This window comes from Nocardia sp. GP40 (assembly GCF_050434125.1).
GTDB classification, from domain to species: Bacteria; Actinomycetota; Actinomycetes; order Mycobacteriales; family Mycobacteriaceae; genus Nocardia; species Nocardia albiluteola.
The window spans coordinates 284,366-310,535 of sequence record NZ_JBNPVW010000012.1 but is presented as its reverse complement, the minus strand read 5'-3'; the positions used below and the strand labels follow the sequence as shown (position 1 = coordinate 310,535).

General features: G+C 68.6%; 23 protein-coding genes. 6 read left to right on the top strand and 17 right to left on the bottom strand.

What is annotated here, in order from left to right:
• Nucleotides 1–159: 159 nt before the first annotated feature.
• A complete protein-coding gene (locus tag ABH933_RS32340) occupies nucleotides 160–1,692 on the bottom strand; it encodes a glycosyltransferase family 39 protein (RefSeq protein WP_429423472.1) in 1,533 nt (510 codons plus the stop codon).
• 189 nt (nucleotides 1,693–1,881) lie between these two features.
• On the opposite strand from ABH933_RS32340, the gene ABH933_RS32335 reads away from it, so the two are divergent.
• Nucleotides 1,882–2,385, top strand: a complete 504-nt coding sequence (locus ABH933_RS32335; RefSeq protein WP_429423471.1) for a nitroreductase family deazaflavin-dependent oxidoreductase — start codon at nucleotides 1,882–1,884, stop codon at nucleotides 2,383–2,385.
• 90 nt (nucleotides 2,386–2,475) lie between these two features.
• Here ABH933_RS32335 and ABH933_RS32330 read toward each other — a convergent pair whose 3' ends face one another.
• The 5 genes from ABH933_RS32330 to ABH933_RS32310 form a co-directional block, all read right to left on the bottom strand.
• Nucleotides 2,476–2,853 carry a nitroreductase family deazaflavin-dependent oxidoreductase gene (locus ABH933_RS32330; RefSeq protein ID WP_215916936.1) on the bottom strand — a complete coding sequence of 126 codons (378 nt, stop codon included), beginning with the start codon at nucleotides 2,851–2,853 and terminating at the stop codon, nucleotides 2,476–2,478.
• Between the two features lie 138 nt (nucleotides 2,854–2,991).
• Nucleotides 2,992–3,846 carry a biotin-dependent carboxyltransferase family protein gene (locus ABH933_RS32325; protein WP_308166575.1) on the bottom strand — a complete coding sequence of 285 codons (855 nt, stop codon included), beginning with the start codon at nucleotides 3,844–3,846 and terminating at the stop codon, nucleotides 2,992–2,994.
• A 376-nt stretch (nucleotides 3,847–4,222) separates the two neighbouring features.
• Complete coding sequence (locus tag ABH933_RS32320) at nucleotides 4,223–4,876, bottom strand: 5-oxoprolinase subunit B family protein (protein WP_429423470.1); 654 nt, start codon at nucleotides 4,874–4,876, stop codon at nucleotides 4,223–4,225.
• 329 nt (nucleotides 4,877–5,205) lie between these two features.
• Entirely contained in the window at nucleotides 5,206–5,955 is a 750-nt protein-coding gene (locus tag ABH933_RS32315; protein WP_429423469.1) for a LamB/YcsF family protein, read from the bottom strand.
• Between the two features lie 47 nt (nucleotides 5,956–6,002).
• The gene (locus ABH933_RS32310) at nucleotides 6,003–7,274 is read right to left on the bottom strand and encodes an MFS transporter (protein ID WP_429423468.1); all 1,272 of its coding nucleotides are present in this window, start codon (nucleotides 7,272–7,274) and stop codon (nucleotides 6,003–6,005) included.
• Nucleotides 7,275–7,432: 158 nt separating this feature from the next.
• On the opposite strand from ABH933_RS32310, the gene ABH933_RS32305 reads away from it, so the two are divergent.
• The 3 genes from ABH933_RS32305 to ABH933_RS32295 all read left to right on the top strand — a co-directional run bounded on the left by ABH933_RS32305 (nucleotide 7,433) and on the right by ABH933_RS32295 (nucleotide 9,590).
• The gene (locus tag ABH933_RS32305) at nucleotides 7,433–8,149 is read left to right on the top strand and encodes a GntR family transcriptional regulator (RefSeq protein WP_429423467.1); all 717 of its coding nucleotides are present in this window, start codon (nucleotides 7,433–7,435) and stop codon (nucleotides 8,147–8,149) included.
• A gap of 20 nt (nucleotides 8,150–8,169) precedes the next feature.
• Complete coding sequence (locus ABH933_RS32300; RefSeq protein ID WP_215916931.1) at nucleotides 8,170–8,688, top strand: NUDIX hydrolase; 519 nt, start codon at nucleotides 8,170–8,172, stop codon at nucleotides 8,686–8,688.
• Nucleotides 8,689–8,879: 191 nt separating this feature from the next.
• Complete coding sequence (locus ABH933_RS32295; RefSeq protein WP_429423466.1) at nucleotides 8,880–9,590, top strand: peptidylprolyl isomerase; 711 nt, start codon at nucleotides 8,880–8,882, stop codon at nucleotides 9,588–9,590.
• 63 nt (nucleotides 9,591–9,653) lie between these two features.
• On the opposite strand, the gene arc is transcribed toward ABH933_RS32295, so the two are convergent.
• Nucleotides 9,654–11,414, bottom strand: coding sequence for a proteasome ATPase (gene arc / locus ABH933_RS32290; RefSeq protein WP_215916930.1), 1,761 nt, complete (start codon nucleotides 11,412–11,414; stop codon nucleotides 9,654–9,656).
• A gap of 389 nt (nucleotides 11,415–11,803) precedes the next feature.
• On the opposite strand from arc, the gene ABH933_RS32285 reads away from it, so the two are divergent.
• On the top strand, nucleotides 11,804–12,250 hold the full coding sequence (locus ABH933_RS32285; protein ID WP_429423465.1) for a hypothetical protein: 447 nt from the start codon (nucleotides 11,804–11,806) through the stop codon (nucleotides 12,248–12,250).
• Between the two features lie 9 nt (nucleotides 12,251–12,259).
• Here the strand turns inward: ABH933_RS32285 and ABH933_RS32280 are convergent, their stop codons facing one another.
• On the bottom strand, nucleotides 12,260–13,093 hold the full coding sequence (locus ABH933_RS32280) for a tRNA (adenine-N1)-methyltransferase (protein WP_429423464.1): 834 nt from the start codon (nucleotides 13,091–13,093) through the stop codon (nucleotides 12,260–12,262).
• A gap of 48 nt (nucleotides 13,094–13,141) precedes the next feature.
• On the opposite strand from ABH933_RS32280, the gene ABH933_RS32275 reads away from it, so the two are divergent.
• Nucleotides 13,142–13,996, top strand: coding sequence for a RecB family exonuclease (locus ABH933_RS32275; RefSeq protein ID WP_429423463.1), 855 nt, complete (start codon nucleotides 13,142–13,144; stop codon nucleotides 13,994–13,996).
• On the opposite strand, the gene hisG is transcribed toward ABH933_RS32275, so the two are convergent.
• From hisG to metH, 9 genes are all read right to left on the bottom strand, one after another.
• Complete coding sequence (gene hisG / locus ABH933_RS32270; RefSeq protein WP_429423462.1) at nucleotides 13,993–14,844, bottom strand: ATP phosphoribosyltransferase; 852 nt, start codon at nucleotides 14,842–14,844, stop codon at nucleotides 13,993–13,995. The two genes, ABH933_RS32275 and hisG, sit on opposite strands and share 4 nt — an antisense overlap.
• Before the next feature lie 71 nt (nucleotides 14,845–14,915).
• A complete protein-coding gene (locus ABH933_RS32265) occupies nucleotides 14,916–15,197 on the bottom strand; it encodes a phosphoribosyl-ATP diphosphatase (RefSeq protein ID WP_429423493.1) in 282 nt (93 codons plus the stop codon).
• A 228-nt stretch (nucleotides 15,198–15,425) separates the two neighbouring features.
• The gene (locus ABH933_RS32260; protein WP_429423461.1) at nucleotides 15,426–15,989 is read right to left on the bottom strand and encodes a GNAT family N-acetyltransferase; all 564 of its coding nucleotides are present in this window, start codon (nucleotides 15,987–15,989) and stop codon (nucleotides 15,426–15,428) included.
• A gap of 64 nt (nucleotides 15,990–16,053) precedes the next feature.
• Entirely contained in the window at nucleotides 16,054–17,868 is a 1,815-nt protein-coding gene (locus tag ABH933_RS32255; RefSeq protein WP_429423460.1) for a choline/carnitine O-acyltransferase, read from the bottom strand.
• A 171-nt stretch (nucleotides 17,869–18,039) separates the two neighbouring features.
• Nucleotides 18,040–18,864, bottom strand: coding sequence for a class I SAM-dependent methyltransferase (locus ABH933_RS32250; RefSeq protein ID WP_429423459.1), 825 nt, complete (start codon nucleotides 18,862–18,864; stop codon nucleotides 18,040–18,042).
• 17 nt (nucleotides 18,865–18,881) lie between these two features.
• The gene (locus ABH933_RS32245; protein WP_429423458.1) at nucleotides 18,882–19,772 is read right to left on the bottom strand and encodes a HalD/BesD family halogenase; all 891 of its coding nucleotides are present in this window, start codon (nucleotides 19,770–19,772) and stop codon (nucleotides 18,882–18,884) included.
• 230 nt (nucleotides 19,773–20,002) lie between these two features.
• Nucleotides 20,003–20,680 carry an HAD family hydrolase gene (locus ABH933_RS32240; RefSeq protein ID WP_429423492.1) on the bottom strand — a complete coding sequence of 226 codons (678 nt, stop codon included), beginning with the start codon at nucleotides 20,678–20,680 and terminating at the stop codon, nucleotides 20,003–20,005.
• Between the two features lie 116 nt (nucleotides 20,681–20,796).
• Nucleotides 20,797–22,371, bottom strand: a complete 1,575-nt coding sequence (locus tag ABH933_RS32235; RefSeq protein WP_429423457.1) for a serine/threonine-protein kinase — start codon at nucleotides 22,369–22,371, stop codon at nucleotides 20,797–20,799.
• Between the two features lie 75 nt (nucleotides 22,372–22,446).
• Nucleotides 22,447–26,025: a methionine synthase gene (gene metH / locus ABH933_RS32230; RefSeq protein ID WP_429423456.1), complete on the bottom strand. Its 3,579-nt coding sequence runs from the start codon at nucleotides 26,023–26,025 to the stop codon at nucleotides 22,447–22,449.
• Nucleotides 26,026–26,170 lie beyond the last annotated feature (145 nt).

Below are 26,170 nucleotides of genomic sequence, written 5' to 3'. Positions count from 1 at the left end.
TCCCACCGCCCGATCGCAATCACTCCGACGCGTTGGTCCGCAGCAATTTCCGTCGCGGACCAACGTCTCGGTCCTCCGGACGCGCCCACCGTCCGATCGCAATCGCCCGGGCCGACGGTGCATCGAAGGTCCGCACGCTCCGGAATCGCTCGACGGTCGTCACAGATGCATCCAGCGTGGCCACACGGCGCTCCAGGGCACGAGCCTGCCGGTACACTTCCAGATCGTGACGTCCTGAGTGTTCCCGGGAAAACCGATCCGTGTATTCAGTTTGCCGATCGGCGTGACATGCTCGAATTGGCTGCGCAGCGCCGGCTCGGTGCCGCCGACGGCGATCACCGCCGTGGCGTTTTCCGGCGGGGTGGCGAAGTAGCCGAAGCCGCGGCTCGGGCTGTAGATCGGGGGCAGGTGGTCGCGGCCGAGCTGATCCAATGCGCTTGCCTGCCAGTATGTGTCGGCGATGATGACCGCGTGTGCGCGTTCGGCGGGCGAGAGCGCGTTGTACGCCTCGCTGACCGCCTCGTCCAGTTCGAGCCAGCCGAACTGGCCGTACAGCCCGATCTGCACCGCCGCCTCGGTCGCATTGCGCGGCGGCGCGATCTGGTCGGCGGGCCGCCACGGCGTGCCCTCCACGATCAACAGGGTTCCCGCAATGCCCAGTGCGGCAAGGACAATCGCCACGGTACGTCGCCAGGCGACCGCCATCCGCCCCATCGCCGCCACGATACCCACCGCACCGGCCGCGATCACCACGGCATACATCCCGGCCGGGTAATACACCCGCCCGCCGGTGGCCGTGAAGGTGATGTACAGCAGGATGAGCGTCACTCCGAGAAAGCGATAGGGCCGGAACTCCGTGCGCCGCAACAGTACCCAGATTCCGCACAGCAGTAGCGGGGTGCCCAGGAATCCGCACAGCGCCACCGAGACCGGGACGAACAGCAGCCGCCCGCCCAGCACCGCCGCCTCAGCCGAGATCTCGCCGCCCATCCCCAGCTGCGGCCAGCCGTGCCCGGCCTGCCAGAGCAGTTCCGGCACACAGGAAATCAGCACGATCAGCCCACCCGCCCACAGCAGCGGCCGTCGCACCGGCTCGCGCGGGCCGACGAGGAGCGCGGATACCGCGACGGCGGCCCAGAAGAACGGAATCAGCCATTTCACCTGCAGATCGACCGCGGTCACCAGGGCCGCGAGCAGCAGCAACACATCACGGCGGGTCTGCACCCAGCGCACCAGTAACCAGGTAATGATGACCCACAGTGCGGTGTCCACCGCATTCGTCGTCAGCATCGCGCCCTGCGCCAGTAGGAACGGCGAGGTGGCGTATCCGGCGGCCGCGAGGACCTGGGCGGCGCGGCTGCCGCCGAGTCGGCGTGCCAATTCGGCGCACAGCACCACGGCCACGACCGTGAGCGCGACCGCGGGCAGCCGCAGCGCCAGGTACGAACCGGGCACGAGGGTGTCCATCACCCGTGCCAGCAGCGGCAGCACGGGCCCCTGGTCGGCGTATCCCCAGGCGAGGCGCCGCCCGGCGGCCAGGAAGTACAGCTCGTCCCCGAAATATCCATAGCGCGAGGCGGAGAACAGCAGCGCCGCCGCCGAGGCCACGGCGATCGCCGCGACGGCAGCCAGGGCGCGCGGCGGTTCGGCTGCCGCCACGTCGTCGATCGGACGTTCCACCACATCGGTCATCGACGGCGCTCCTGCACGAGTCTGAAAAGCGGACTCGCCGAATCTATCGACCCGGGCGGGCCCTGCCATCCACCCTGTGGGCGAGTCACGATCAGCCTTGCGGCGTAGCAGGGGTTTACGTCCACACGCGGTATCCGAATCCGGCCGGCGTCGATAGGCTGTTGCCGGGTCTACTGACAAGGAGCGAACATGACCTCGGATTCATCGGCGCCCAACCCGTACGGCACCCCGTCGACCTCGGGGCCCGGCGGCCCCATGCGATTTCAGGGGGCGATGAACGGGTTCGTCGGATTGCTGCTGCGCGTGCCCGGGCTCGGCTCGATCGTCGGGCGCAGGCTGCTGGTGCTGCACGTGGTCGGGCGCAAATCCGGTAAGCGCTACGACATTCCGGTTGCCTACACCCGTCACGAGGACGCGCTGCTGATCGGCACCGCACTGCATCCGTGGGTGAAGAACATTCGCAAGGACGCACCCGTCCGGGTGTCGATGGGGGGCCGGCCGCGCACCGCCGCGGCCGAGGTGTGCACCGACGTGGAGACGGTGATGCGGCTGTACGAGATCATCGCCCGCGACAATCGCCAGAACGCGGGTTTCAACGGCATCGGCTTCGATGCCTCCGGCGACCCCAACCGGGCCGACATCTACCAGACCTGGCAGCAGGGCGGCGCGGTCATCCGGCTCACCCTCGAATAGGGTCATCGGCCGATACACCCTGCGCGCCAACCGACTTCGCCGCGGCCAACGCCGTTCCGGTCCGCGCGGACCGGAACGGCGGCCGTTACCTCAGGCGGGGTGCGCCTCGAGGTAGAAATCGACGGAGATGACGTTCAGGATCTGACGCACTCCCAGCGGAGCCCAGGAGACTGCCGCGTCGTGGCGCACCACGGGATCGGTGAGGGTGATCGTGTGGCCACCGGTCTCGAGCTCGAATTCCCCGGCTGCCAGCACGTTCTTGACCCAGTCCGAGTCCCTGCCGTAGGTGAGGGCGATCCGGTAATCCGCGCCGTGGGAGAACACGTTCACCGGGGTGTGATAGACGCGGCCGGACCTGCGCCCGGAGTGCACGACGATGCCGAATCCGGGCGCCCACCCGGCGACCAGACCCGACACCCGGTTGGTGACCTGCCGATTGAACTTCGCCAAAGCCTGTGGCAGCGGCATATTCCATCCCCTCTCGGAAGTCCCTGCGCACCACACGCTACGCCGCGCTGGAGGATCCGCGGCGCGATCAGGGTCCCGGCACGGCAACGATCCGGCCCACACCGGGCCACGCTGGGGAAGCCCCCGTAAGGGCCGCGATCAGGCTCGAACGAACCGCACCTGCCGCCCGGGCCGGGCCTGGGCCAGCGCGTCGATATCGGCGTCCAGGACCGTACCGATCACCGGGTAGCCCCCCGTGATCGGATGGTCGGACAGGAACACCACCGGCTGGCCCGAGGGTGGTACCTGGATCGCGCCCAGCGGCATCCCCTCGGTGGGCAGTTCGGCGGAATCAACGCGGGTCAGCGGCGGCAGCTCGGATCCCCGCTCGAGCCGCACCCCGACGCGATCGACATCGGGGCTGACCCGCCACGGACCGGCGAACAGATCCTCCGGACGGGCGAACCAGTCCTGGCGCGGACCCAGCAGCACCCGCGCGGTGATCATGGCGTCGGTCACCGCGGCGACCGGGGCGACGTCCACCTCCGGCCAGCGCGCGGGCGGCGGTCCCACCGGCAGCTCGTCCCCCGCCCGGAGTGGTTCGGGCCCGATGCCGGCGAGGGTGTCGCGGCTACGGGAGCCCAGCACCGGCGCGACCGCGATCCCGCCGCGCACGGCCACGTAGCAGCGCATCCCGGTGCTGGCCACCCCGAGCGTCAACCGCTGCCCGGCCTCCGGGCGCAGCACCGAGGCGTGTGCGGCGGGCCGCCCGCCCAGGGCGATGGGGGCCGGGGCGCCGGTCACCGCGACCACCGCCGGCGCGGTGAACTCCAGGACCAGACCGCCCAGCAGACATTCGACCGCCGCCGCGGATTCGTCGTTGCCGACCAGCCGGTTCGCCAGCGTGAACGAGCGCCGATCGGCGGCGCCGGAGACACCGACCCCGGCGGAGAACCATCCGGCTCGCCCGAGATCCTGAATCGTGCTGAACATGCCGGGCGCGACTACTCGCACCGGCGCGGTTGTCGTCTCGCCGGCGGCCGCACCGAGGGTTGGCGCAGGCCGGGTCACGCGGCACCTCCCCGGCCTCCGCGTACCGTTCCCCCGGCATCGGAAACAGTCATCGTCCAACCCGCTTCGCTCGTCGCGCCCATGCTCGATCCGGCCATCCGGACCGCGGGCGATACTCGCCGCCCGCTCGGCGGCGCACAGTTCCACCTCGGAGTCCATGGTCCGCCCGCACGGCTGCCCAAGCCTCCATCTTGACGAAATACGCTGCGGCGCTCAGCAACCGAACCGTCACTCACTACCACCTCGGCGCAGCGGGCGGTGACCCGCGTATACGCCACGGACCCCGCCTTCTCGGAACCTTGGCAGTGCATCGCCGCGATCATGATGGTTCCACGGCTACGAAGCGCACGCGGGTGCCCGGGCGGAGCAGGGCCGGTTCGGGACGGTCCAGATCCCACAGGCGGGCCTGCGTGGTACCGATGATCCGCCAGCCGCCGGGTGAGGTGCGGGGGTAGACGGCGCTGTATCCGCCGGCCAGGGCCACCGCACCCGCGGGGACCGCCGTGCGCGACTGATCCCGGCGCGGCACCTCCAGGCCCGCCTCGGGCGCCTCCAGGTAACCGAATCCGGGGGCGAACCCGATGAATGCGCATCGCCATCGGGCCGCGGTGTGCCGCGCGATGAGCTCGGATTCGGTGATGCCGAGCAGCGCCGCCGTCTCCGCGAGATCCTCGCCGCCATAGCGGACCGGAATCTCAACGGCGGCAGCGGCATCCGCCGTCCTTTGCGTATCACCTTCCACCGCGTTGACGGCCCGCAGTCGTTTCTCGACCGCCGCCGCATCCGCCCGGGGCTGTAACGTCACCAGTACCGTTCGCGCGGCGGGCAGGATGTCGCTCACCCCGGGGATCGGTGTGCCTTGCAGCCGAGAGATCAACTCCGCCAGAGTATTCCGGTTTGGTGGCTCCAACAGCAGCGCCCTGTCCCCAGCACGGCGAACGATCAGCTCCGCCCCGGCGGGCGTCCTACTCATGAGACCACCCCACGGCCCGTCGCGGCCGGTACGAACTCCTTTTGCCGGCGGATAACCGCTCGCCCATACCGCCGTCGTCGGCCATCGTCGCTACCTCTGCACAGATCTCCGTCATCGCAGCGGACCCGGTCCGCCCGCTACCTCGGGGCCGCGCGCATCGGCGGTCTCATCAGGTCGACAGGCCGCCGCGCCCGCGGTCCCGTCCGCCCCGACGTCACACCCGGTCGCAGTCGCCGGGCGCGGCCCACGTCCGCGGCCGGCCGCGACCGAGCTAGAATCCATGCCGAGCGGCAGACCGGCGGTCCTCGTAGTCCATTCGCCGCTATCGGTCATGTGAACGCACCCACCTCGATTCCCTTGCCGGTCAGCGCATCACGGATGGCCCGGGCCATCGCGACCGCTCCCGGCGAATCGCCGTGCACGCACAGGCTGCGCGCGGGTACCGCGACCGATTCGCCGTCCGGATCGCGTGTCGCACCGTCGACGGCGATCGAAATCGCCTGCGCCAGTGCGGATTGCTCGTCGAGAACGCTACCGGGGCGACCGCGTGGCACCAGCGTGCCCGCCGAGGTGTAGGCCCGATCGGCGAACCCCTCTGCACAGAACTCGATTCCGGCCTCCGCGGCAGCGGTCTCATGCTGCGATCCAGGCAGCCCGAGTAGACTCAGCCCGCCGTATCGTGCCACCGCGGCCGCGATCGCCCGCGCGATATCACCGTCGACGGCCGCCGAATTATACAGTGCACCATGCGGTTTCACGTAACGCACGCGATCGCCCGCCACCTGGGCGAACGCGTCCAGCGCGCCGATCTGATAGAGACATTCGTCGGTCAGCTCCCGCGGCGGCACCGCGATCGCGCGGCGGCCGAATCCGGCCAGGTCGCGGTACGAAATGTGGGCGCCGATCCGGACCCCGCGCGACACTGCGAGCTCGCAGGTGCGGCGCATGATCGACGGATCCCCGGCATGGAAGCCGCAGGCAATGTTGGCGCTGGTGACGATCTCCAGCAGGGCGTCGTCGTCGCCCATCGACCAGGCCCCGAAACCCTCGCCCAGATCGCTGTTCAGATCGAACATCACCCACGCCTCCTTCATCGAATCCCACCGTGTAGCGATTATTCCCGGACTCACGCCAACTCCCGGCCGCGCGTCTCGGGCATCCAGAACAGCGCCAGCACCGCCAGCGCGTACCCGAACGCACCGAAGAGCATCGCGCCCGTCAGCCCCAGCGACGTGGCGGCCAGGTAGCCCACCACGGTCGGGAACACCGCGCCCACACCGCGGCCGAAGTTGTAGGTGAAACCCTGTCCGGTGCCACGACACCGGGTCGGATACAGCTCTGCCAAGTATGAACCGAATCCGGAGAAGATCGCCGAGGTGGAGAATCCCAGCGGCACGCCCAGCAGCAACACCAGGGTATTGGCGCCGCGCGGCACCTGGGTGTACGCGACCATGAACACCACCGACAGCACCGCGAACAGCCGGATGGTCCGCTTGCGGCCCAGGCGGTCGGTCAGCAGGCCGCCGCAGACGTAACCGACGAACGCTCCGCCGATGAGGAAGACCAGATAGCCGCCAGTGCCGACCACGGTCAGGTGGCGGCTCTTCTTCAGGAAGGTCGGCAGCCAGGTCGCCAGGGTGTAGTAGCCACCCTGCACTCCGGTCGCCATCACCGAGGCGAGAAACGTGGTGCGGGCCAGCTCGCCGGAGAAGATCGCGCGGAAACGGCCCCGTTCGGCCGGGGTCCGCTCCCGGGCCCGGGTGGCGGCGTCCGCATCGGTGATGCCGCGCCGAATCCAGAGGATCAGCAGCGCGGGCAGCGCGCCGGTGAAGAAGAGCACCCGCCAGGCGATCCGCTCATCGAACAACTGGAACACGACGGTATACACGCACACGGCCAGGCCCCACCCGACCGCCCACGCGCTCTGCACGTAACCCAGTGCCCGGCCCCGGAACCTCGGATCGGCGTACTCGGCGACCAGGATCGCGCCCACGGCCCACTCACCGCCGAAGCCCAGGCCCTGCAGCGCGCGGAAGACCAGCAGGCTCTCGAAGTTCCAGGCGACGCCGCACAGCACGGTGAACACCGCGTACATCGCGATCGTCACCTTCAGCGCGTAGACCCGGCCGAGGCGGTCGGCCAGCACACCCGCGAGAGCGCCCCCGACCGCCGACACGACCAGTGTGACGGTGGTGAGCAGACCGGACTGGCCGGTGCTGATCGCGAAGTACGACGCGATCGCGCCCAGGGCCAGCGGCAGCACCTGAAAGTCGTAGGAGTCCATCCCATACCCGCCGAACGCCCCGAAGAAGGCACGGCGGCCGATGGGGCCCAGGGTGCGGAACCAGTCGAACGGCCGGGTCGGCGCGTCGGACGTGCTGGTGGACAGATCGGTCATAGTGACCCCTCGAGTCTCAACGGGGTGGGTGTGGCAGGGATCTCATCGTACAAATCGTTCCACGATCCGGCAATACTTCGATCCAATCGTTCGGAGAAGGCCGGGGTAATCTCTCAGGGAAGAGGACTTGACCGCTCGGGTGAACAGGGAAGGTGGCGATGACGTCGGCGATATCGGGCGGCACCGGCGATTCGTACGAGGTGCTCGCGTCCCATCGCGCCCACCTCGGCCGCGCGGGCCTGTCCAGCCAGGTCGCGGATATCGTCCGTGATCGGATCCTGGACGGGCACTTCCGTCCGGGAACCCGCCTGTCCGAGCCGGATATCTGTGCGGCCCTCAAGGTTTCGCGCAACACCGTCCGCGAGGCCTTCCGCACGCTGATGCAGGAGCGGCTGGTCGCCCACGAGCTCAATCGCGGTGTGTTCGTGCGGATTCCGCTCCCCGAAGACGTCGCCGAGGTGTACAAGTGCAGGCGAGTGGTGGAATGCACCGCGCTGCGCGAACATCCGCGCACCGGACTGAGCCTGAAGCCGCTGCTGTCCCTGCTCGAGCGCGCGGACGACTTTGCGGCCCAGGGAGATTGGACCAGCGTCGGCACCGTCGACGTGGAGTTCCACCGGGCGATCACCGCGCTCAACGATTCGCGGCTGCTGGATGCGATGATGGCCGGGGTCTGGAACGAGCTGCGGCTGATCTTCCACGTGGTAGCGCGCCCGGATGTGTTCCACGGCCCGTATCTGCGCCGCAATCACGAGGTGTTCGAGGCGCTGGAGCGCGGCGAGGCCACGGCGGCGGCCGATATGCTGGCCGACTATCTGCGCGACGCGCAGGCCCAGATCCTGGCGGCCTACGCCGAGATCGACACCGATTTCTGAGATCCCGCAGGAGGCGCGCGGTGGGTGAGACGATCGCGGTCTACGACCGCGAGGGACGCGAGACCGGCAGCGCCGACCGCGCCGAGGTGTACGCCCGGGGCCTGTGGCACGCCAGCGCGGGCGTGCTGGTGCGATCGCGCGACGACGAGCGGATCTATGTGCACCGCCGTACCGACACGAAGATGGTCTTCGCCGGAATGCACGACTGCCTGGCGGGCGGCGTGCTGGATCCTGGCGAGGATCCGGCGGAGGCGGCCGTCCGCGAGCTGGGCGAGGAACTCGGAATCGTCCTCGGCGAGACCGACTCTCCGCCGCGGCTTCGCGCGCGGGCCGCGTGGGACGGTCAATGGCTCGGCAGGCCGATGCGCTGCCATCTGTTCGCCTACGAGCTGCACTACGACGGCCCCATCCGGCATCAGCCCGAGGAGATCGCCGCCGGCTGGTGGTGGACCGACGCGGAACTGCGCGCACACCTCGGGGATCCGCGGTGGCCGTTTGTCCCCGATACCCGGGTACTGCTTGCGGACCTCCTGCGCTGACCACCTGTTTCCGGACGGAAGTGGTCCGGCATCTGGCGCCCGCCCGCGCGAGACGACGATTAGCGCGCCGGGACAACGGGTAAGTGCTAGCGGACAACGGGTATCGGCTTTCCGCGGACACCCGCTGCACGAGATGGCATGATCCGCGACTGACCCGCCATCCCGCCCCGCTATGAAGGAGCCCCACGCCGGTGAAGAGCGTTCCGCAGACCCCGCAGCCCGACGTCGACAGGCGACCGCGAGGCGCCGCCATCCGGCGGATCGGCCTCGCGGCCGCCGGTGTGGCCATCGCACTCCTGGCCACCGGCCGGGCGCTGGCGGCGCCGGTCCCACTGCACACCAACACCCCCGGCTGCCTGCCCGCCGCCCCCGGACAGTCGAACGGCAAGCAGTGGCCGAATCCGCCGGGTATGTCGATCAATACACACGCCAACTACACCGCGGTCCTGCAGACCAACTGCGGCACCATCACCGCCTCGCTCAATGCCGCGAAGGCGCCGGTCACCGTCAACTCGTTCGTCTTCCTGGCCGGCCAGCAGTACTTCGACCGCACCCACTGCCATCGGCTGACCACCGAGGGCATCTTCGTGCTGCAGTGCGGCGACCCGACCGGTAGCGGCTCGGGCGGGCCGGGCTACAAGTTCCAGGACGAGAACCTGGCGGGCGCGACCTACCCGGCGGGCACCATCGCGATGGCGAACGCGGGCCCCAACACCAACGGCAGCCAGTTCTTCCTGGTGTACAAGGACTCTCAGCTGCCCCCGAACTACACCCCCTTCGGCCGCATCACCGGCGGCACGGACGTCCTGCAGAACATCGCGGCGGGCGGCACCCGGGACGGCTCGGGCGACGGCGCCCCCAAGTCCGACATCGTCCTGCAAACGGTCACCACCCACCCCTGAGTATCCCCGGAAAGAGCAAGGGCCGCAGCCTCATTGAGGCTGCGGCCCTTGTGTTTTGCGGGCTTACAGGTACTGGCCCGTGTTCGACTCCGTATCGATCGCGCGGCTGGCGCTGGCGTTCTTGCCGGTGACCAGCGTACGGATGTACACGATCCGCTCACCCTTCTTACCCGAGATGCGGGCCCAGTCATCGGGATTCGTGGTGTTGGGCAGGTCCTCGTTCTCGGAGAACTCGTCCACGATCGAATCGAACAGATGCTGGATGCGCAGACCCGGGTTGCCGGTGTCGAGCACGGACTTGATCGCGTACTTCTTGGAGCGGTCCACGATGTTCTGGATCATGGCGCCGGAGTTGAAGTCCTTGAAGTACAGGACCTCCTTGTCACCGTTGGCGTAGGTAACCTCCAGGAAGCGGTTGTCCTCGCTCTCGGCGTACATGCGGTCGACGACGCGTTCGATCATCGTCTGCACACACTTGGTGCGGTCGCCGCCGAACTCGGCGATGTCGTCGGCGTGCAGGGGCAGGGTCTCCGTGAGGTACTTGGAGAAGATGTCCTGCGCTGCCTCGGCATCCGGCCGCTCGATCTTGATCTTCACATCGAGGCGACCGGGCCGCAGGATGGCCGGGTCGATCATGTCCTCGCGGTTGGACGCGCCGATCACGATGACGTTCTCGAGGCCCTCCACGCCGTCGATCTCCGACAGCAGCTGCGGCACGACCGTGGTCTCCACGTCGGACGACACACCCGAGCCACGAGTGCGGAAGATCGAGTCCATCTCGTCGAAGAACACGATCACGGGGGTGCCCTCGGACGCCTTCTCGCGCGCCCGCTGGAAGATGATCCGGATGTGCCGCTCGGTCTCGCCGACGAACTTGTTCAGCAGCTCGGGGCCCTTGATGTTCAGGAAGAACGACTTGGCTTCCTTCGCGTCCTCACCCCTCGCCTCGGCGATCTTCTTGGCCAGGGAGTTGGCCACCGCCTTGGCGATCAGCGTCTTACCGCATCCGGGCGGGCCGTAGAGCAGCACGCCCTTGGGCGGGCGCAGCGCGTACTCGCGGAACAGATCCTTGTGCAGGAAGGGCAGCTCCACCGCGTCGCGGATCTGCTCGATCTGCCGGGACAGGCCGCCGATGTCCTCGTAGCCGACATCCGGCACCTCCTCGAGGACCAGATCCTCGACCTCGGCCTTGGGGATGCGCTCGAAGGCGAATCCGGCCTTGGTGTCGACCAGCAGCGAATCACCCGCGCGCAGCCGCCGGATGGGGCGATCGGGATCCTCCACGTCGTCCACGTCGACCAACGCGGACAGCGGGCCCGAGAGCCACACCACGCGCTCCTCGTCGGCATGGCCGACCACCAGCGCGCGGCGACCATCGTCGAGGACCTCGCGCAGGGTGCCGAGCTCACCGGTCTGGTCGAAGCTGCCCGCCTCCACGACGGTCAGTGCCTCGTTCAGGCGCACTGACTGCCCGTAGTGCAGGACGGTGGTGTCGATATTCGGCGAACACGTCAGGCGCATCTTGCGTCCGGAGGTGAACACGTCGACCGTCTGATCGTCGTAGACGCCGATCAGCACGCCGTAGCCACTCGGAGGCTGGCCCAGCCGATCGACCTCCTCGCGCAGGGCCACCAGCTGCTGACGCGCCTCCTTGAGGGTGTCCATCAGCTTGGTGTTGCGAATTGTCAGCGAATCGACGCGCGCTTCCAATTCTCTTGCACGATCCGGCGAGTCGGCGAGTTGCCTTCGGAGTGCAGCCGCCTCGGCGCGTACTACCTCGAGTTCTCTCCAGGCCGCCGAATCCGAATTCTCGATGGGGCTCATGATGCTGCTCCTCCCAGTCCCGGTCTATCAACGCTACCGGGCGCGAACCGTTCTCGCTTTCCGACATGGTTTCGTCGTGATCACATCTAGGCCGCGTTCGTCGCCAGGTCAAGCGTGTTAGCTCGACCTAACCTGTTTCCGGCTGGTTAATTCCGCCGGATCGGGCCGAACGATGTGGGCTGAAACTCCTTTCGCCGGATGTAACCGTTGTAGCAGTAACGCGGCGCGCACCGTATGTGTTTCCGCGGCTACCGCATTCGCGGGCCCGCCCTGTTACGCCACCATCAGAGCACGAGGCACCGACATGTCGGCCCGGCACCAATACCCCTTGACGATTAGGCTACCCTTACTGGACTTGTTCGCAACAGATTGAAAGGCACGTGCTCCACATGCTCGCTCGCACCCGTGCACCCCGCTCTACCAGCACCGTTGGCATCGCCGTGGCCGGCGCCGCCGCCGCCATGGTCCTGACCGGGGGCTCGATCGCCGCGGCGGACGCCCCCGCACCCACGTCGGCCGAGCTGCAGGGCACCCTGGACCGGTTCGCCGATCCGGGCGTCCCGACCGCCGCCAAGACCAATCTGGTCGTGGACGGCAACCGGCACAGCGCCAACATCGACCAGATGAACAAGGGCCTGGCCAACTACGGCAAGGTCGGGTTCACCGTCTCGAACGTGCAGGCCAAGGGCGACGACGCCACCGCGCAGGTCGCGGTCGTGTCCCCGCACGGAACCATGCCCGGGGTGCCGATGTCCTGGCAGCACACCGCTGCGGGCTGGCAACTGTCGGAGAAGACCGGGTGCACGATCCTGGCGATGGCGATGGCGCCCTGCTGACCTGCCGGCTCAGCCCTTCGAGGGCCGGCGCTGCGGTTTCGGCGCGATGACGCCGTCCGCGAGGCGCCGCGCGCTGATCAGGAAGGCCGTGTGGCCCTGCATGCGGTGCTCCGGGCGCACCGCCAGGCCCACCGCATGCCAGGGACGCACCAGCGATTCCCAGGCCCGCGGCTCGGTCCAGCACTGTTGCCGGCGCAGTGCCTCCACCGTTTCCGAGAGCTGCGTGACGGTCGCCACGTAGACGATCAGCACGCCGCCGGGGATCAGCGCCTTGGACACCGCTTCCAGCGCGTCCCAGGGTTTGAGCATGTCCAGCACCGCCCGGTCGACCCGCTCGCCGTCGTAGTCCGCGACGTCGCCGAGGGTCAGCGACCAATTTGCCGGACGTTCGCCAAAGAACCGCTCCACGTTGCGGATTGCGTGCTCGGCGTGATCCTCGCGAATCTCGTACGACAGCACCCGCCCCTCGGCACCGACTGCGCGCAGCAGCGAACAGGTCAGCGCGCCCGAGCCCGCGCCGGCCTCGAGCACCCGTGCGCCGGGGAACACGTCCCCCTCGTGCACGATCTGCGCGGCATCCTTGGGGTAGATCACCGCCGCGCCGCGCGGCATCGACAGCACGTAGTCGACCAGCAGCGGGCGCAGTGCGAGATACGGTGTGCCGTTGGCGGATTGCACCACGGTGCCCTCATCGGCGCCGATCAGTGCGTCGTGGCGGATCTGGCCCTTGTGGGTGTGGAATTCCTTGCCGGGCTCCAGCACGACCGTGTGCTGGCGGCCCTTGCCGTCGGTCAGCTGCACCCGGTCCCCCGCGGTGAATGGGCCGGTCCGTCTGGCCGTCATGGATCTCCTCTGTGAAGTGTGTCGGTACCCCGGGATAGCCTGCCAGGTATGTCAGCGCCGCCCGCGATCACCCCGCCGCCGCAGCCCTCGGAGGCGCACACTCCGGCGTTGTCCCCCTCACGGGCAATGGATTTCAAACAATGTCCATTGAAATATCGATTACGCGCCGTGGATCGGATTCCCGAGCCGCCCGCGCGGCCCGCGGTGCGCGGCACGATGGTGCACGCCGTGCTGGAATCGCTGTACGGGCTACCCAGCGGTGAACGGGTCCCGGATCGGGCCGCCGCCCTCATCGCCCCCACCTGGCAACGTTTGCTGACAGATCGCCCAGAGGTAGGGGGCCTGGTCTCCGACGACGGCCTGGACGAATTCCTGGGCGAGGTACACCGTCTCGTGCGCGCCTACTACCGGCTGGAGGATCCGACGGCCCTCGACCCGGAATCATGCGAATCGCTGCTCGAGGTGCGCCTGCCGGACGGTTCCCCGCTGCGCGGGTTCGTCGACCGTATCGACGTCGCCTCGGACGGGGAGCTGCGCGTGGTCGACTACAAGACCGGCCGCTCCCCCGCACCGGGTGCGGAGAATCGCGCGCTGTTCCAGCTCAAGTTCTACGCACTCATGATGCTGCGCATCCGCGGCATCGTGCCGGCCGAGCTGCGGCTGATCTACCTGTCCGACGGCCAGATCCTGACCTATCGGCCCGATAGGGAGGAGCTGCTGCGCTTCGAGCGCATTCTCTCCGCCCTCTGGGCCGCGATCAGCACCGCCCTGCGGTCCGGCGATTTTCCGCCGAACCGCAGCTGGCTGTGCGAATTCTGCGACTACCAGCGGCTGTGCCCCGCGTTCGGCGGCACCCCGCCGCCCTACCCGGGACCACCCGAGACCGTGCCGGACCCGCGCTAGAAGGCCCGGCAGGAGCGGATGTCGGTGGCCAGGATGGCCTTGGCGCCCAGATCGGCGAGCTGGTCCATGACCTCGTTGCTCTGCTTGCGGGGCACCATGGCGCGCACCGCGACCCAGGCCGGATCCGCCAACGGGGAAACCGTGGGCGATTCCAGGCCGGGAGTGATCTCGACGACGGCGTCGAGCAGTTCCTTCGGGCAGTCGTAGTCGAGCATCAGGTACTGCTGGGCGAAGACGACGCCCTGGATGCGGGCGACCAGTTGGTTGCGCGCCTTGTCGCGCTGGTCCGCGCCCGCACGCTCGATCAGCACCGCCTCCGATTCGCACAGCGTCTCGCCGAACGCCACCAGGTTGTGCTGGCGCAGCGTGCGACCGGTGCCGACCACATCGGCAATGGCATCGGCGACGCCGAGCTGAATGGAGATCTCGACGGCGCCGTCCAGGCGGATCACCTCAGCCTGGATGCCGCGGCGCTGCAGATCGGTCAGCACCAGATTCGGGTACGAGGTGGCGATGCGCTTGTCGTAGAGGTCCTCGACCTTCCATTCGCGCCCAGCGGGCGCGGCGTAGCGGAAGGCGGAGCCGCCGAAACCGAGACTCATGCGCTCCTGTACGGGTGCGGCCGAATCCAGTGCCAGGTCGCGGCCGGTGATGCCCAGGTCCAGCTCACCCGAGCCGACGTAGATAGCGATGTCCTTGGGGCGCAGGAAGAAGAATTCGACCTGGTTGGCGTTGTCGATCACCGACAGGTCGCGCGCATCGGAGCGCTTGCGGTAGCCGGCCTCGGTCAGGATGCCGACCGCGGCCTCGGACAGGGCGCCCTTGTTGGGGACTGCGACGCGAATCATGAGGATGTCCTTTCCGGACGTGTGACGGAGGGAGATGGTGCGTATCCCGCGCACCGGGCGCGGGTCATCCGTCACAGATGTCGGTACACGTCCTCGAGGCTCAACCCCCGGCCCACCATCAGCACCTGTACCCAATAGAGCAGCTGGGAGATCTCCTCGGACAGCGCCTCGTCACCCTCGTGTTCGGCGGCCAGCCACACCTCGCCGGCCTCCTCGAGCACCTTCTTGCCCTGCGCATGCACACCGGCGTCCAATGCCGCCACGGTCCCGGACCCCTCGGGGCGGTTGACCGCACGATCCTGGAGCTCGGCGAACAGGGATTCGAAAGTCTTCACAAGTCGGCATTCTTTCAGATCCCGGCACACATCCCGTAATCAGAGCACCACCCAAGCCCACAACCAGCCGCAAACAGCACCCCCGGGCCGCGCATCCCGCCGCAATCAGAGCACCACCCAAGCCCACAACCAGCCGCAAACAGCACCCCCGGGCCGCGCATCCCGCCGCAATCAGAGCACCACCCACAACCAGCCATGAACGGCACCCCCGGCCGCGCATCCGGCCGTCATCAGCAGCGAATATCGTCAGTGCGACCCCGGGCGGGAGATGGCGTAGATGTAGTGGCGGCCGTCGTCGATCGGATTATCCGGCGGGAGCTCACCCTCGGCGATTCGCCGCATACCGGCCTTTTCCAGGGCTCGCCAGGAGGCGCGGTTAGCCGCGGCGACCGGGACGACGATGCGGTCCGAGCACGGATGTTCGATCCAGGTCGCGGCGATGATCGCGCGCAGCATCGCGGACCCCAGCCCGAGGCCGACGCGGGCGGGGTCACCGATGAGATAGTCCAGCGTCATCGTCTCGGGCGACACCTCGGCCAGCGGCGCGAGATCCGCGAGATATTCCGGGTAGTCGGCGGGCCGGCAGCGCTGCACCAGACCGACCGGCTCGCCGTCGACGAAGATCAGCAGATCCTCGTTCGGCTCCTCGCCGCGCCAGGTCGGCCCGAAATCCCGCGCCACCGCGTCGGGGGTTACCTCGTGATTCCACCAGCGACGCACGTGCGGCTGCGCGAGCCACCCGCCCAGCAGCGGGTAGTCCGCGGGAATCAGCCGCCGCCAGGTGAATTCGGGCGGCGCGGTGGCGGTCACGGCCCGACCGTAACACCGCGCGAACCACAGGTTCGACCGGTTTTCCCCGGCGTGCCCGCGGGGATTACGACCCGCCCAGCAGCTCCCGCAATTCGGCGACCGCGATCCGCAGTTGCTCGGCGAAGCCGTGCATCTGATCCGCGACGTGCGCGGGAGTGGCCAGGTAGATGTTCCAGCGGTCCGGCAGCAGCACGTAGGCGATACCGATGCACTTGGCGCTGGTGCAGCCGAATCCGAAGTACTCGATGTTGGCCGAGGGCGCGGAGCTGGTGCTGAGGAAGTCGTCGCGGGTGATCAGCCAGCCGGGGCTGTCGTAGAACGGCATCGGCTCGGTCGCGCCGAGGCTCTCGCCGCGCCGGCGCTGGATCATCTGCAGTTCCCACAGGTGTTGCTCGGGCGCGTCGCCGAGCTGGCATTCCTTGGCGCGGGTGACGTGCGCCTGGGCGGCCGTCCGCGCGGCGGCCAGGCGAGCACCGGGCGCGGCCGCCGGATCATCCATGGCCGCAACGAATTCCAGGATCTCGGGCGTCACCACCCGCATGGCCTCGGTGCGCCCGTTGCGGTACTGGCGAGTGGCGATGGACTCGTACGTCGCGCCGGTCAGGCCCTTGCTGCGGCGATGCGCGAGCTGATAGCTCAACTGCGCGAACGCATCCGGCGAAATACCCAGCGCCTTCGCCTGCGCCGTACCGAATTCCGGGAACGACACGGTGAGGGTGGCGTTGTCGGCAGCGAACGCGGCGAAGGCCGCTGCCGCGGCGGCGATCTCCTCGCGCATCGCGCCGTCGAGGGTGAATTCGATCGCCTCGGTCGGCGCCACGCCCTGGGCCTGCGCACCGGAGCGCCGCGCGTGCTCGGCCACCGGGGCCTCGAGCAGCGTGTCGACGAACGACAGGATCGTGGTGCCGTCGAGGCCGCAGTGCTCGACATTGATGCCCGCGGAGCCGTCGGCGAAGACGACGAAGGACACCGCCTTGTCGAACCACCGGTTACCGCTGTCGCCGTGCAGCAGCTGATCGCAGGCGTGCTGGGTGTCCGCGGGCGCGAAATCCTCCAGGCACACGCAGAACAGGGCCGTCTCGATGACGTCCAGCGCCGTCGCATTCACCGGCTCGGCACGCAGCGTGGCGCGCACCTGCGCCCAGTGCGCGCGGGCGAGCGTGGTGAGGTGGCCCGGGGCGCTGCCGGCGGCCGCGGCGCGCGTGCCGGACTTCATCACCGCGCGCAGCCCGTCGGCGAGATCCTCGGTCGCATAAGGGATTCCGTCCGGACCGAGTACGTCCATCCGGAACAGCCCGCCGCGGAAAAGGACCACGATGTGGTGGGATTGCGACGGCCCGGGCCACTCGTCGCTGTAGGGCACTCGCACGGTGTCCTGCGGATCGCCGGGAATCCGGGTCTCGGAGAACAGGTATTTGTTCTGCGCCATCGAAAGATGCTGTCCGCGTTGCACGATCGGCGGGATCTGCTCGTCGTCCAGCAGCAGCTTGTAGTCCACCGCCGCGGTGACGATCGCCGCGGCCCGCTCGGCCTGCTGCGCCGCCGTCGAGGCCGCCAGCGGAGTGTCGTCGCGGAACAGGAAGAAGAAGTTGGCGTTCAACGCGATTCGATCGCGACGCCCCAGATAACGCGACGGCCAGAACTCGTCGAGCCAGCTTCCGACCCCGGGCTCGGCGTCGAACCGGGCCAGATCCGCATGCAGAACGCGCGCCGGACCGTCCGGGCGCAGCAGATCGGCCACCGTGCGCTCGGTTTCGGCGAACTCCTGCTCGGACAGCAGCGGCGCGCACCACTGCAGGAAGCGCGCCCCACTGTCCTCCAGGGTCGGCAGCGGTACACGCGGCAGCTGGTCGTCGAAGGCGAAGGTTCGGTCGGTCACGGGCGATCCTTATGGGTCGATGGGCAACGAAGCTGGCGGTTCGTGCGCGGTAAGGCCGGAGTCAACTGGCACACAGTAACCCGCGGGCGATACCGGCCGGACGCGTGCCGGGACGCCGAGGGTCTCGCGCACCGGATATCGGACATTTGGCGAAAGTCGGGCGACCTCAGGTCAATCGGGCACGACACGGCCTCGCACGGAGGATTCCGGCAGGGACAGGAACAGCTGCGCGTGGAGCCAGCCGTCCTCCTCCACCCCGGAGGGGTCGATTCCCTTGGCGGACAGGGTGTTCAGCACCTTGTCCCGCTCGGCCTCCGAGGCGAAGCGGCGCTGCCGGAAGGTTCCGGGTGCGCGCTCGGTGCGGTATCCAAGCTCGGCCAGGCTCCGGGCGATCGGCTCGTAGTCGTACATGCGGAGCACGAAATGCGCCATCCACGGCCGCTTTCCGTGCGCGCGCACCACCTGCAGCAGGGTTCGCTCGGTGACGTAGCCGATGCATCCGGTCGAGAGCACCAGATCCACGGACCCCAGCACCCGCCGCTGCGCCTCGGTCGGTTCGCCCGATTCCAGGTCCGCGTGCACGACCTCGTGCAACAACCCCGCCGCCGAGGCGTAGGCCAGCGCCGGCGCGGAGGCGTCCATGCCGACGAAACGCACCTGCGACTGCCGATCGCGGGCGGCCAGGCGCGCCCGGTCTCGGGCGATGCGGGCGGCGGTGTCGCCGCCTCGGTAGTGCTCGGCGAGCTGGCCGACGGTGGTGTCGAAGCGCAGCAGGGCGGCGTTGACCCCGTAGGAGCAGCCGATGTCCAGGACGGTCGGGGCCGCGCCGGCGGCGGACCGGTAGTCCTCGATCAACCGCTCGAAGTGCGGTTTGGCCAATTCCGGTATGCGGTAGTCCAATTCGGACATGCGACTGTAGTAGTCGCCGGGATCGGGGCGGTCGTAGATGTCGTCGAACGAGGCTTTTCCGGTGGTGCTGTGCAACGTAACCGGCACGGGCCGTCCCTCTCAGTTCAGTCGAGTAGTCGATCACCGCGCACGGCATTGCCCGCGGCGGCCAGATGATCCGGGAGGACGCGTCCGAACAGCTGCCGGGTGCGCTCGGCGGTGCCGACTACCCCGGGCCGTTCGTTGTAGGCGAAGATCGCGGTGTGGCGCGGGATGTCCCCGGCCACCGGCGAGACCCGGTGCAGCGCGAAACGTCCCTGGAACAGCTGCAGATCCCCGGGCCGCAGCTCGAGCCGTCGCACGAAGCGCTCCCCCGTGCCGGTCAATACCGCGTGGACGTCGCCGAGATTCTCGGCCTCCGGGGTGCGGATCCCCGGGCAGTACTCGAAGATGCCGCCGGATTGTGGTGCCTGGGTCAGCATCGAGACGGTGAACTCGTTCGTGTCGAAGTGCCAGGGGTGCGACCTGCCGGGCGTCACGACGTTCAGGCACAGCCCCGCGAGCGGGTCGGCGAACTCGTGCAGTTCGGCCAGGCCGAAGCAGTCGGCGAGGAAACGCCGGAACAGCGGGCTGGTGTACAGGATCTCGATGAGCGCCCCGGACGGGATGAGATCGCGTGCCACGAAGGCATTTCCGCGCTCGAACACGATCCGGCCCGGATGTTCCGGTGGCAGTTCGGCATCCAGCGGGATGTTGTAGGCATTGACCCGCTCGACCCGATAGTAGGCGTGCGGGGCCAGTGCCTCGGATTCCGCGCGCAGTTCCTCGAGCAGTACGGGGCGGATGAAACCCGCCAGCACGCAACAACCGTCCTGCGCGAGCTCGGCGCGCGCGGCCGCCACCATCTCGTCCCATGCCGCGGATCCCGGTTTCCGCAGCGGATATCGGCCGATCTCGACCAGCGCCTCGAGGGTTTCCGATTCAAATACCTGTGCCCGACCCTCTGTCGCTGCCATGGCGACCATTGTGGCAAGACGGTACCCACCCGGTACAGGATTCGGCGGGATTACTGGAAAAGTCACATACCAACGAGTCGCTATGCAGCGCAGCACTATTCAAGATGACAAACCGACCGGTTGGCAATCAACGATGGGCCCGCATACACCGAACTCACTCGTGCTCCGCTCCCCCCTCGCCGACCGCACGGTTTCAGCGGATCGCGGCAATCCGCTACCGGGGCAACGGTTTACACCGAACGGCGAAGGGCGCGCAGGTCGTCGATCGTCAGGCCGATCAGCGAGTCGCGGAGCGTATAGCCGGGCCGGGGCGGAACTGGGATCTCGCACGGGACCACCAGCACCGCGCAGCCCGCCGCGGCGGCGGACGCCGAGCCGGTCACCGAATCCTCGATCGCCACGCACCGGGCCGCAGGCACGCCGAGCAGTTCGGCGGCACGCAGGTAGGGATCGGGCGCGGGCTTGCCGTGCTCGACCTCGTCGCCGCAGACGGTCACGTCGAAGTACTCCCGCCCCAGCGTGTTCAGGCACAGCTCGGTGACCGACCGCTTGGTATTGGTCACCAGTCCGGTCGCCAGCCCTGCCGCCCGCACCGCGGCCAGCGCCTCCAGGGCCCCGGGCCGCCACGGGATGGAACCGGACATCAAGTCCATCACCCGCCGCTCGAGCCACCGCCCCGCCTCGGCCATCGCCGCCGGGTCCGGCTCGAGACCCAGGCCCTCGAAGATGATCCGCAACGCATTCGGTGCCGCCGCGCCGATCAAAGCGTGCCGGGTCTGCTCGGTCATCTCGCCGCCGAGCTCCACCGACAGCTCACGCACCCCGATGTCCCAGAGCTTCTCCGAGTCCAGCAGGGTGCCGTCCATGTCCCACAGCACCGCCCGGAGTTCCCCGTCGCCGGAGTGCACCGACACCCGGGCATCGCTGCCCGTCGGCCCCACGAGCGACGGAGTGCCGGATGCGGCGGCGGTGTCGAATTCGGGCACTCCGTTCACCCTGCGGCTTCCTTCCGTAGAGATCGACATCAGGTTCCGGAACCGGAGATCTGCATACGGCCGGCGGACGAGTCGACCGTGAACCAGCGGGTCTCCGAGGTGGTCGAGCCGTTCTTCAACGTATAGGTGACCGTCGCGGTGGCATGCCCGGGGCTGTCCTGTTTGACGTTGCTGATGCTGACCGAGGAGATGCCGTTCCAGAAGCTCGTGTACTGGTCGTAATTGCCTGTCTGGGCCTGGTATCCGGGCGAGAGCATCGACCAGGCGCCATTGGTATTGCCCGGCAGCCTGCCGTAGTAGCTGGTGATGAAACCGCCCAGGTCGGACGGCTGCGCGGGCGGTGCGGTCGTGGTCGACGACGGTGCGGTCGTGCTGGTGGCGGTGGTCGTCGCGGTGCTCGACGACGCCCGCGTCGTGCTCGCGGCCTGCGTGCTCGGCGCGGCACCGATCTGGGCGACCCCGGCCGAGGCAGCCTGGGGGTGCGAGGTTCCCGCCGCCACCGGAGAACTTCCGCCGCCGCCCCGCAGCGCGACGACGAGCCCGATGACCACCAGCAGCACCACGACACCGGCGGCGGCAAGGATGAGCACCCGCCGATTTCCCGGTGCGCCCGGCTTCGGCTGTGCCACCGTCGATCCCGCGGGCGCGGCCCCGCCGGCGGGGAGGTGCACCGTCGCGCCCGCGGCGGCCGCGCCGCTCGCCAGCACCGTGGTCGCGTCCGCATCCCCGGTCGTCATGTCGGCCTTCGGCAGAATCCGGGTGGCCGACTTGACAGGTGCGGGCGCGCGGCCGTCGGCGACGGCCTCGAGCTCCTGCTGCGCCTCGACCATGGTGGGCCGATCGCCCGCCTCGGAGGCGAGCAGCCGCATCAGCACCGGCCCGAGCGCACCGGCCCGCTGCGGCTCGGGGACCCGGGCGGCGGCCACCGCATGCAGCACGGCCAGCGGGTTCTCCGCCTCCCCGAAGGGCGGCTGGCCCTCCACCGCGGCATACAGCGTCGAGCCCAATGCGAAGACGTCCGACGGGGATTCGGGATTCTCCCCGCGCGCCACCTCGGGCGAGAGGTAGGCGGGCGTGCCCGCCAGGAATCCTGTCGAGGTGACCGTGACATCGCCGACCGCGCGGGAGATGCCGAAGTCGGTGATCTTCACCGCGCCGCCGTCGGCGACCAGGATATTGGCCGGCTTCACATCGCGGTGCACAATGCCCGCGTCGTGCGCGGCGGCCAGGGCGGCGGCGACCTTCGCGCCGATCCGTGCCACCTCCTGCGGATCCAGCTGGCCCTTCTCGCGCATCAGGGTGGCCAGGCTCGGCGCGTCGACGAACTCCATGACCAGCCACGGCTGGCCGTCCTCCTCGGCGACATCGAACACGGTGACCGCGTTCGGATGATGCAGCCGCGCCGCGATGCGCCCCTCGCGCATGGCCCGCATCTTCGCCTCGAGCGCCTGCGCCCGGGTCAGGCCCGGCGCCAGGAGCAGCTGCTTGACCGCGACGGTGCGCCGCAGCCGGACGTCGCTGGCCCGCCATACGACACCCATCGCCCCCGAGCCGATGGGATCGCCCAGCCGGTAGCGTCCCGCAATCAGCCGGTCTGATGTCATGTTGTGAAAACCTTCCCCTGCGCCCGGACGCCGAGCCACCCTGCCACTCTGCGCGAGCCCGGAAACGCAAATATCCTACGCGTTAAAATATTTCGCTTCCGGATGGAGTAGGACGAACGCATCCGTCGACTGCTCCGGATGCAGTTGCAACTCTTCGGACAGTGTGACACCGATTCGCTCGGATTCCAGGAGCGACACGAGTTTTGCCCGATCCTCCAGTTCGGGGCAGGCGCCGTAGCCGAATGAGTAACGGGCGCCGCGATATCCGAGATTGAAGTAGTCCCGCACGTCGGCCGGATCCTGGTCCGCGACCGAATGCCCTTCCAGCACAAGCTCTTCGCGAACGCGGCGGTGCCAGTATTCGGCCAGTGCCTCGGTGAGCTGGACGCCGACGCCGTGCACCTCCAGGTAATCGCGGTAATTGTCGCCGGCGAACAGCTCGTTGGCGAAATCGGCGATCGGCTGGCCCATCGTGACGAGCTGGAACGGCAGCACATCCACCTGTCCGGTTTGTGCCGCGAATTCGCGCGACCGGATGAAATCGGCGATACACAGGAATCGGTCCCGTTGCTGACGCGGGAACGTGAAACGGTAACGCTCGGGCGCATCGGGTGACGGCTCGGTGAGCACGATCACATCGTCGCCCTCGGACACCGCGGGGAAATATCCGTACACGACCGCGGCGTGCTGCAGCACGCCCTCGGCGGTGAGCCGCTCGAGCCAGTGCCGCAGCCGCGGGCGGCCCTCGGATTCCACCAGTTCCTCGTAGCTGGGCCCGTCGCCGCCGCGCTGGCCGCGCAGGCCCCACTGGCCCAGGAACAGCGCGCGCTCGTCGAGCAGGCCCGAATAGTCCTGCAGGGACAGGCCCTTGATCACGCGGGTGCCCCAGAACGGCGGCACCGGGACGGGCAGGCCGGCGGCCACGTCGGAACGGTCGGGCACCACGACGGGCACCTCCTTGGCCTTGCGCTCGGCGGCGATGCGCTTGGAGCGCTCGTGGCGGGCCTTGCGCTCGGCGGCCTTCTCGCGCGCGGCGATCGCCTCGGGGCTGTCGGGACCGGCGCCGCCGCCGCGCTTGACCGTCATGATCTCGTCCATCAGCCGCAGGCCCTCGAACGCGTCGCGCGCGTAGTGCACCTCGCCGCTGTACACCTCGGTCAGGTCGTTCTCCACATACGAGCGGGTCAGGGCGGCGCCGCCCAGGAGCACCGGGAACTGGTCCGCGACCCCGCGGGTGTTGAGCTCCTCGAGGTTCTCCTTCATCACGACCGTGGACTTGACCAGCAGCCCGGACATGCCGATCACGTCGGCCTTCTTGTCCATCGCGGCGTCCAGGATCGTCGCGATCGGCTGCTTGATGCCGAGGTTCACCACCTCGTAACCGTTGTTGGACAGGATGATGTCGACCAGGTTCTTGCCGATGTCGTGCACGTCGCCCTTGACCGTGGCCAGCACGATCCGGCCCTTGCCCGAATCGTCGGTGGCCTCCATATGCGGCTCCAGATGCGCGACCGCGGCCTTCATCACCTCCGCGGACTGCAGCACGAACGGCAGCTGCATCTGCCCGGACCCGAACAGCTCACCGACGGTCTTCATCCCCGACAGCAGCGTCTCGTTGATGATCCGCAGCGGCGGCACCTCGACCATCGCGGCGTCCAGATCGGCCTCCATGCCGGCCTTTTCGCCGTCGACGATGCGCCGCTCCAGGCGCTCGAACAGCGGCAGCGCGGCCAGTTCCTCCGCCCGCGAGGCCTTGGAGGAGGCCGCGGAGACGCCCTCGAACAACGCCATCAGCTTCTGCAGCGGGTCGTACCCCTCCGAACGCCGGTCGTACACCAGATCCAGCGCGACCTGGCGCTGCTCCTCGGGGATCCGGCTCATCGGCAGGATCTTCGAGGCGTGCACGATCGCCGAATCCAGCCCGGCCTCGACGCACTCGTGCATGAACACCGAATTGAGCACCTGCCGCGCCGCCGGGTTCAACCCGAACGAGATGTTCGAAAGGCCCAGCGTCGTCTGCACATTCGGATGCCGCCGCTTGAGTTCCCGGATGGCCTCGATGGTTTCGAGGCCGTCACGCCGCGACTCCTCCTGACCGGTGCCCAGGGTGAAGGTCAGGGTGTCGACGATGATGTCGGACTCGAGCAGGCCCCAGTTGGTGGTGATGTCCTCGATCAGCCGCTCGGCGATCTCGACCTTGTGCTGCCACGTGCGGGCCTGGCCCTGCTCGTCGATGGTCAGCGCCACCACGGCCGCGCCGTGCTCGGCGACCAGCGCCATCGTCTTCTGGAACCGGGAATCCGGACCGGCGCCGTCCTCGTAGTTCACCGAGTTCACCGCGCAGCGACCACCCAGGTGCTCCAAACCCGCACGCAGCACCGGGGTTTCGGTGGAATCGAGCATGATCGGCAGCGTCGAGGCGGTGGCCAGGCGGCTGGCCAGCTCCGACATGTCGGCCGCGCCGTCGCGGCCCACATAGTCCACGCACAGATCGAGCATGTGCGCACCGTCGCGGGTCTGATCCTTCGCGATGTCCAGGCACTTCTGCCAGTCCTGCGCCAGCATCGCCTCCCGGAACGCCTTGGAGCCGTTGGCATTCGTGCGCTCGCCGATCATCAGGACCGACGCGTCCTGCTCGAACGGCACCGCGGTGTAGACGCTCGCTACGCTCGGCTCGTGCACCGGCGTGCGCACGGCCGGGGCGGTCCCGTGGACCGCCGCGGCGACCTGCCGGATGTGCTCGGGCGTCGTGCCGCAGCAGCCCCCGACCATCGACAGCCCGAATTCGGACACGAACTCGCTGAGTGCCTGCGCTAATTCCTCCGGCGTCAGCGGGTATTCGGCGCCGTTCGCACCTAGCACCGGCAGGCCGGCGTTGGGCATCACCGATACCGGCACCTGGGCGTGGCGCGACAGATGCCGCAGATGTTCGCTCATTTCCGCCGGGCCGGTCGCGCAGTTCAGCCCGATCATGTCCACGCCCAGCGGTTCGATCGCGGTCAGCGCCGCGCCGATCTCGCTGCCCACCAGCATCGTGCCGGTGGTCTCGACGGTGACGTGCGTGATGATCGGAATCCGCCGACCCGCGGTCAGCATCGCGCGCCGCGAGCCCGTCACCGCGGCCTTCACCTGCAACAGGTCCTGGCAGGTCTCGATCAGGATCGCGTCGGCGCCGCCGTCCAGCATGCCCAGCGCCGCCTCGGCGTACGCATCGCGCAGCACCGCGAACGGCGCATGCCCCAGGGTCGGCAGCTTGGTGCCCGGCCCCATCGAGCCCAGCACGTAGCGTGGGGTGCCGTCCGCCGACGGCCCCATCTCGTCGGCCACCTCGCGCGCGAGCCGCGTGCCCCGCTCCGAGAGATCCCGGATCCGATCGGAGATGTCGTAATCAGCCAGGTTCGGCAGATTGCATCCGAAGGTGTTGGTCTCCACCGCATCCGCGCCCGCCTCGAAGTACGCGCGGTGGATATGCCGCAGCACATCCGGACGGGTCTCGTTCAGGATCTCGTTGCACCCCTCCAGGCCACGGAAATCGTCCAGCGACAGATCCGCAGCCTGCAACATGGTGCCCATCGCGCCATCGCCGATCACCACACGCCGGGCGAGCGTGTCGAGCAGAGTGGTATCGAACTCGATGCGGGAAGACGCAGACATGCACTAAAGAGTAGTGGGAGCCTGTGACAGCTCCGACCGGTGCGCCGGGTAAACGCCAGGTAGCGGCCCGGTGGAGTGTCCTGCGCCACATTTGCACCGTTCCACATCGCCTTGTGTTAATGCCCCCGGCATCGACACGCCCTCT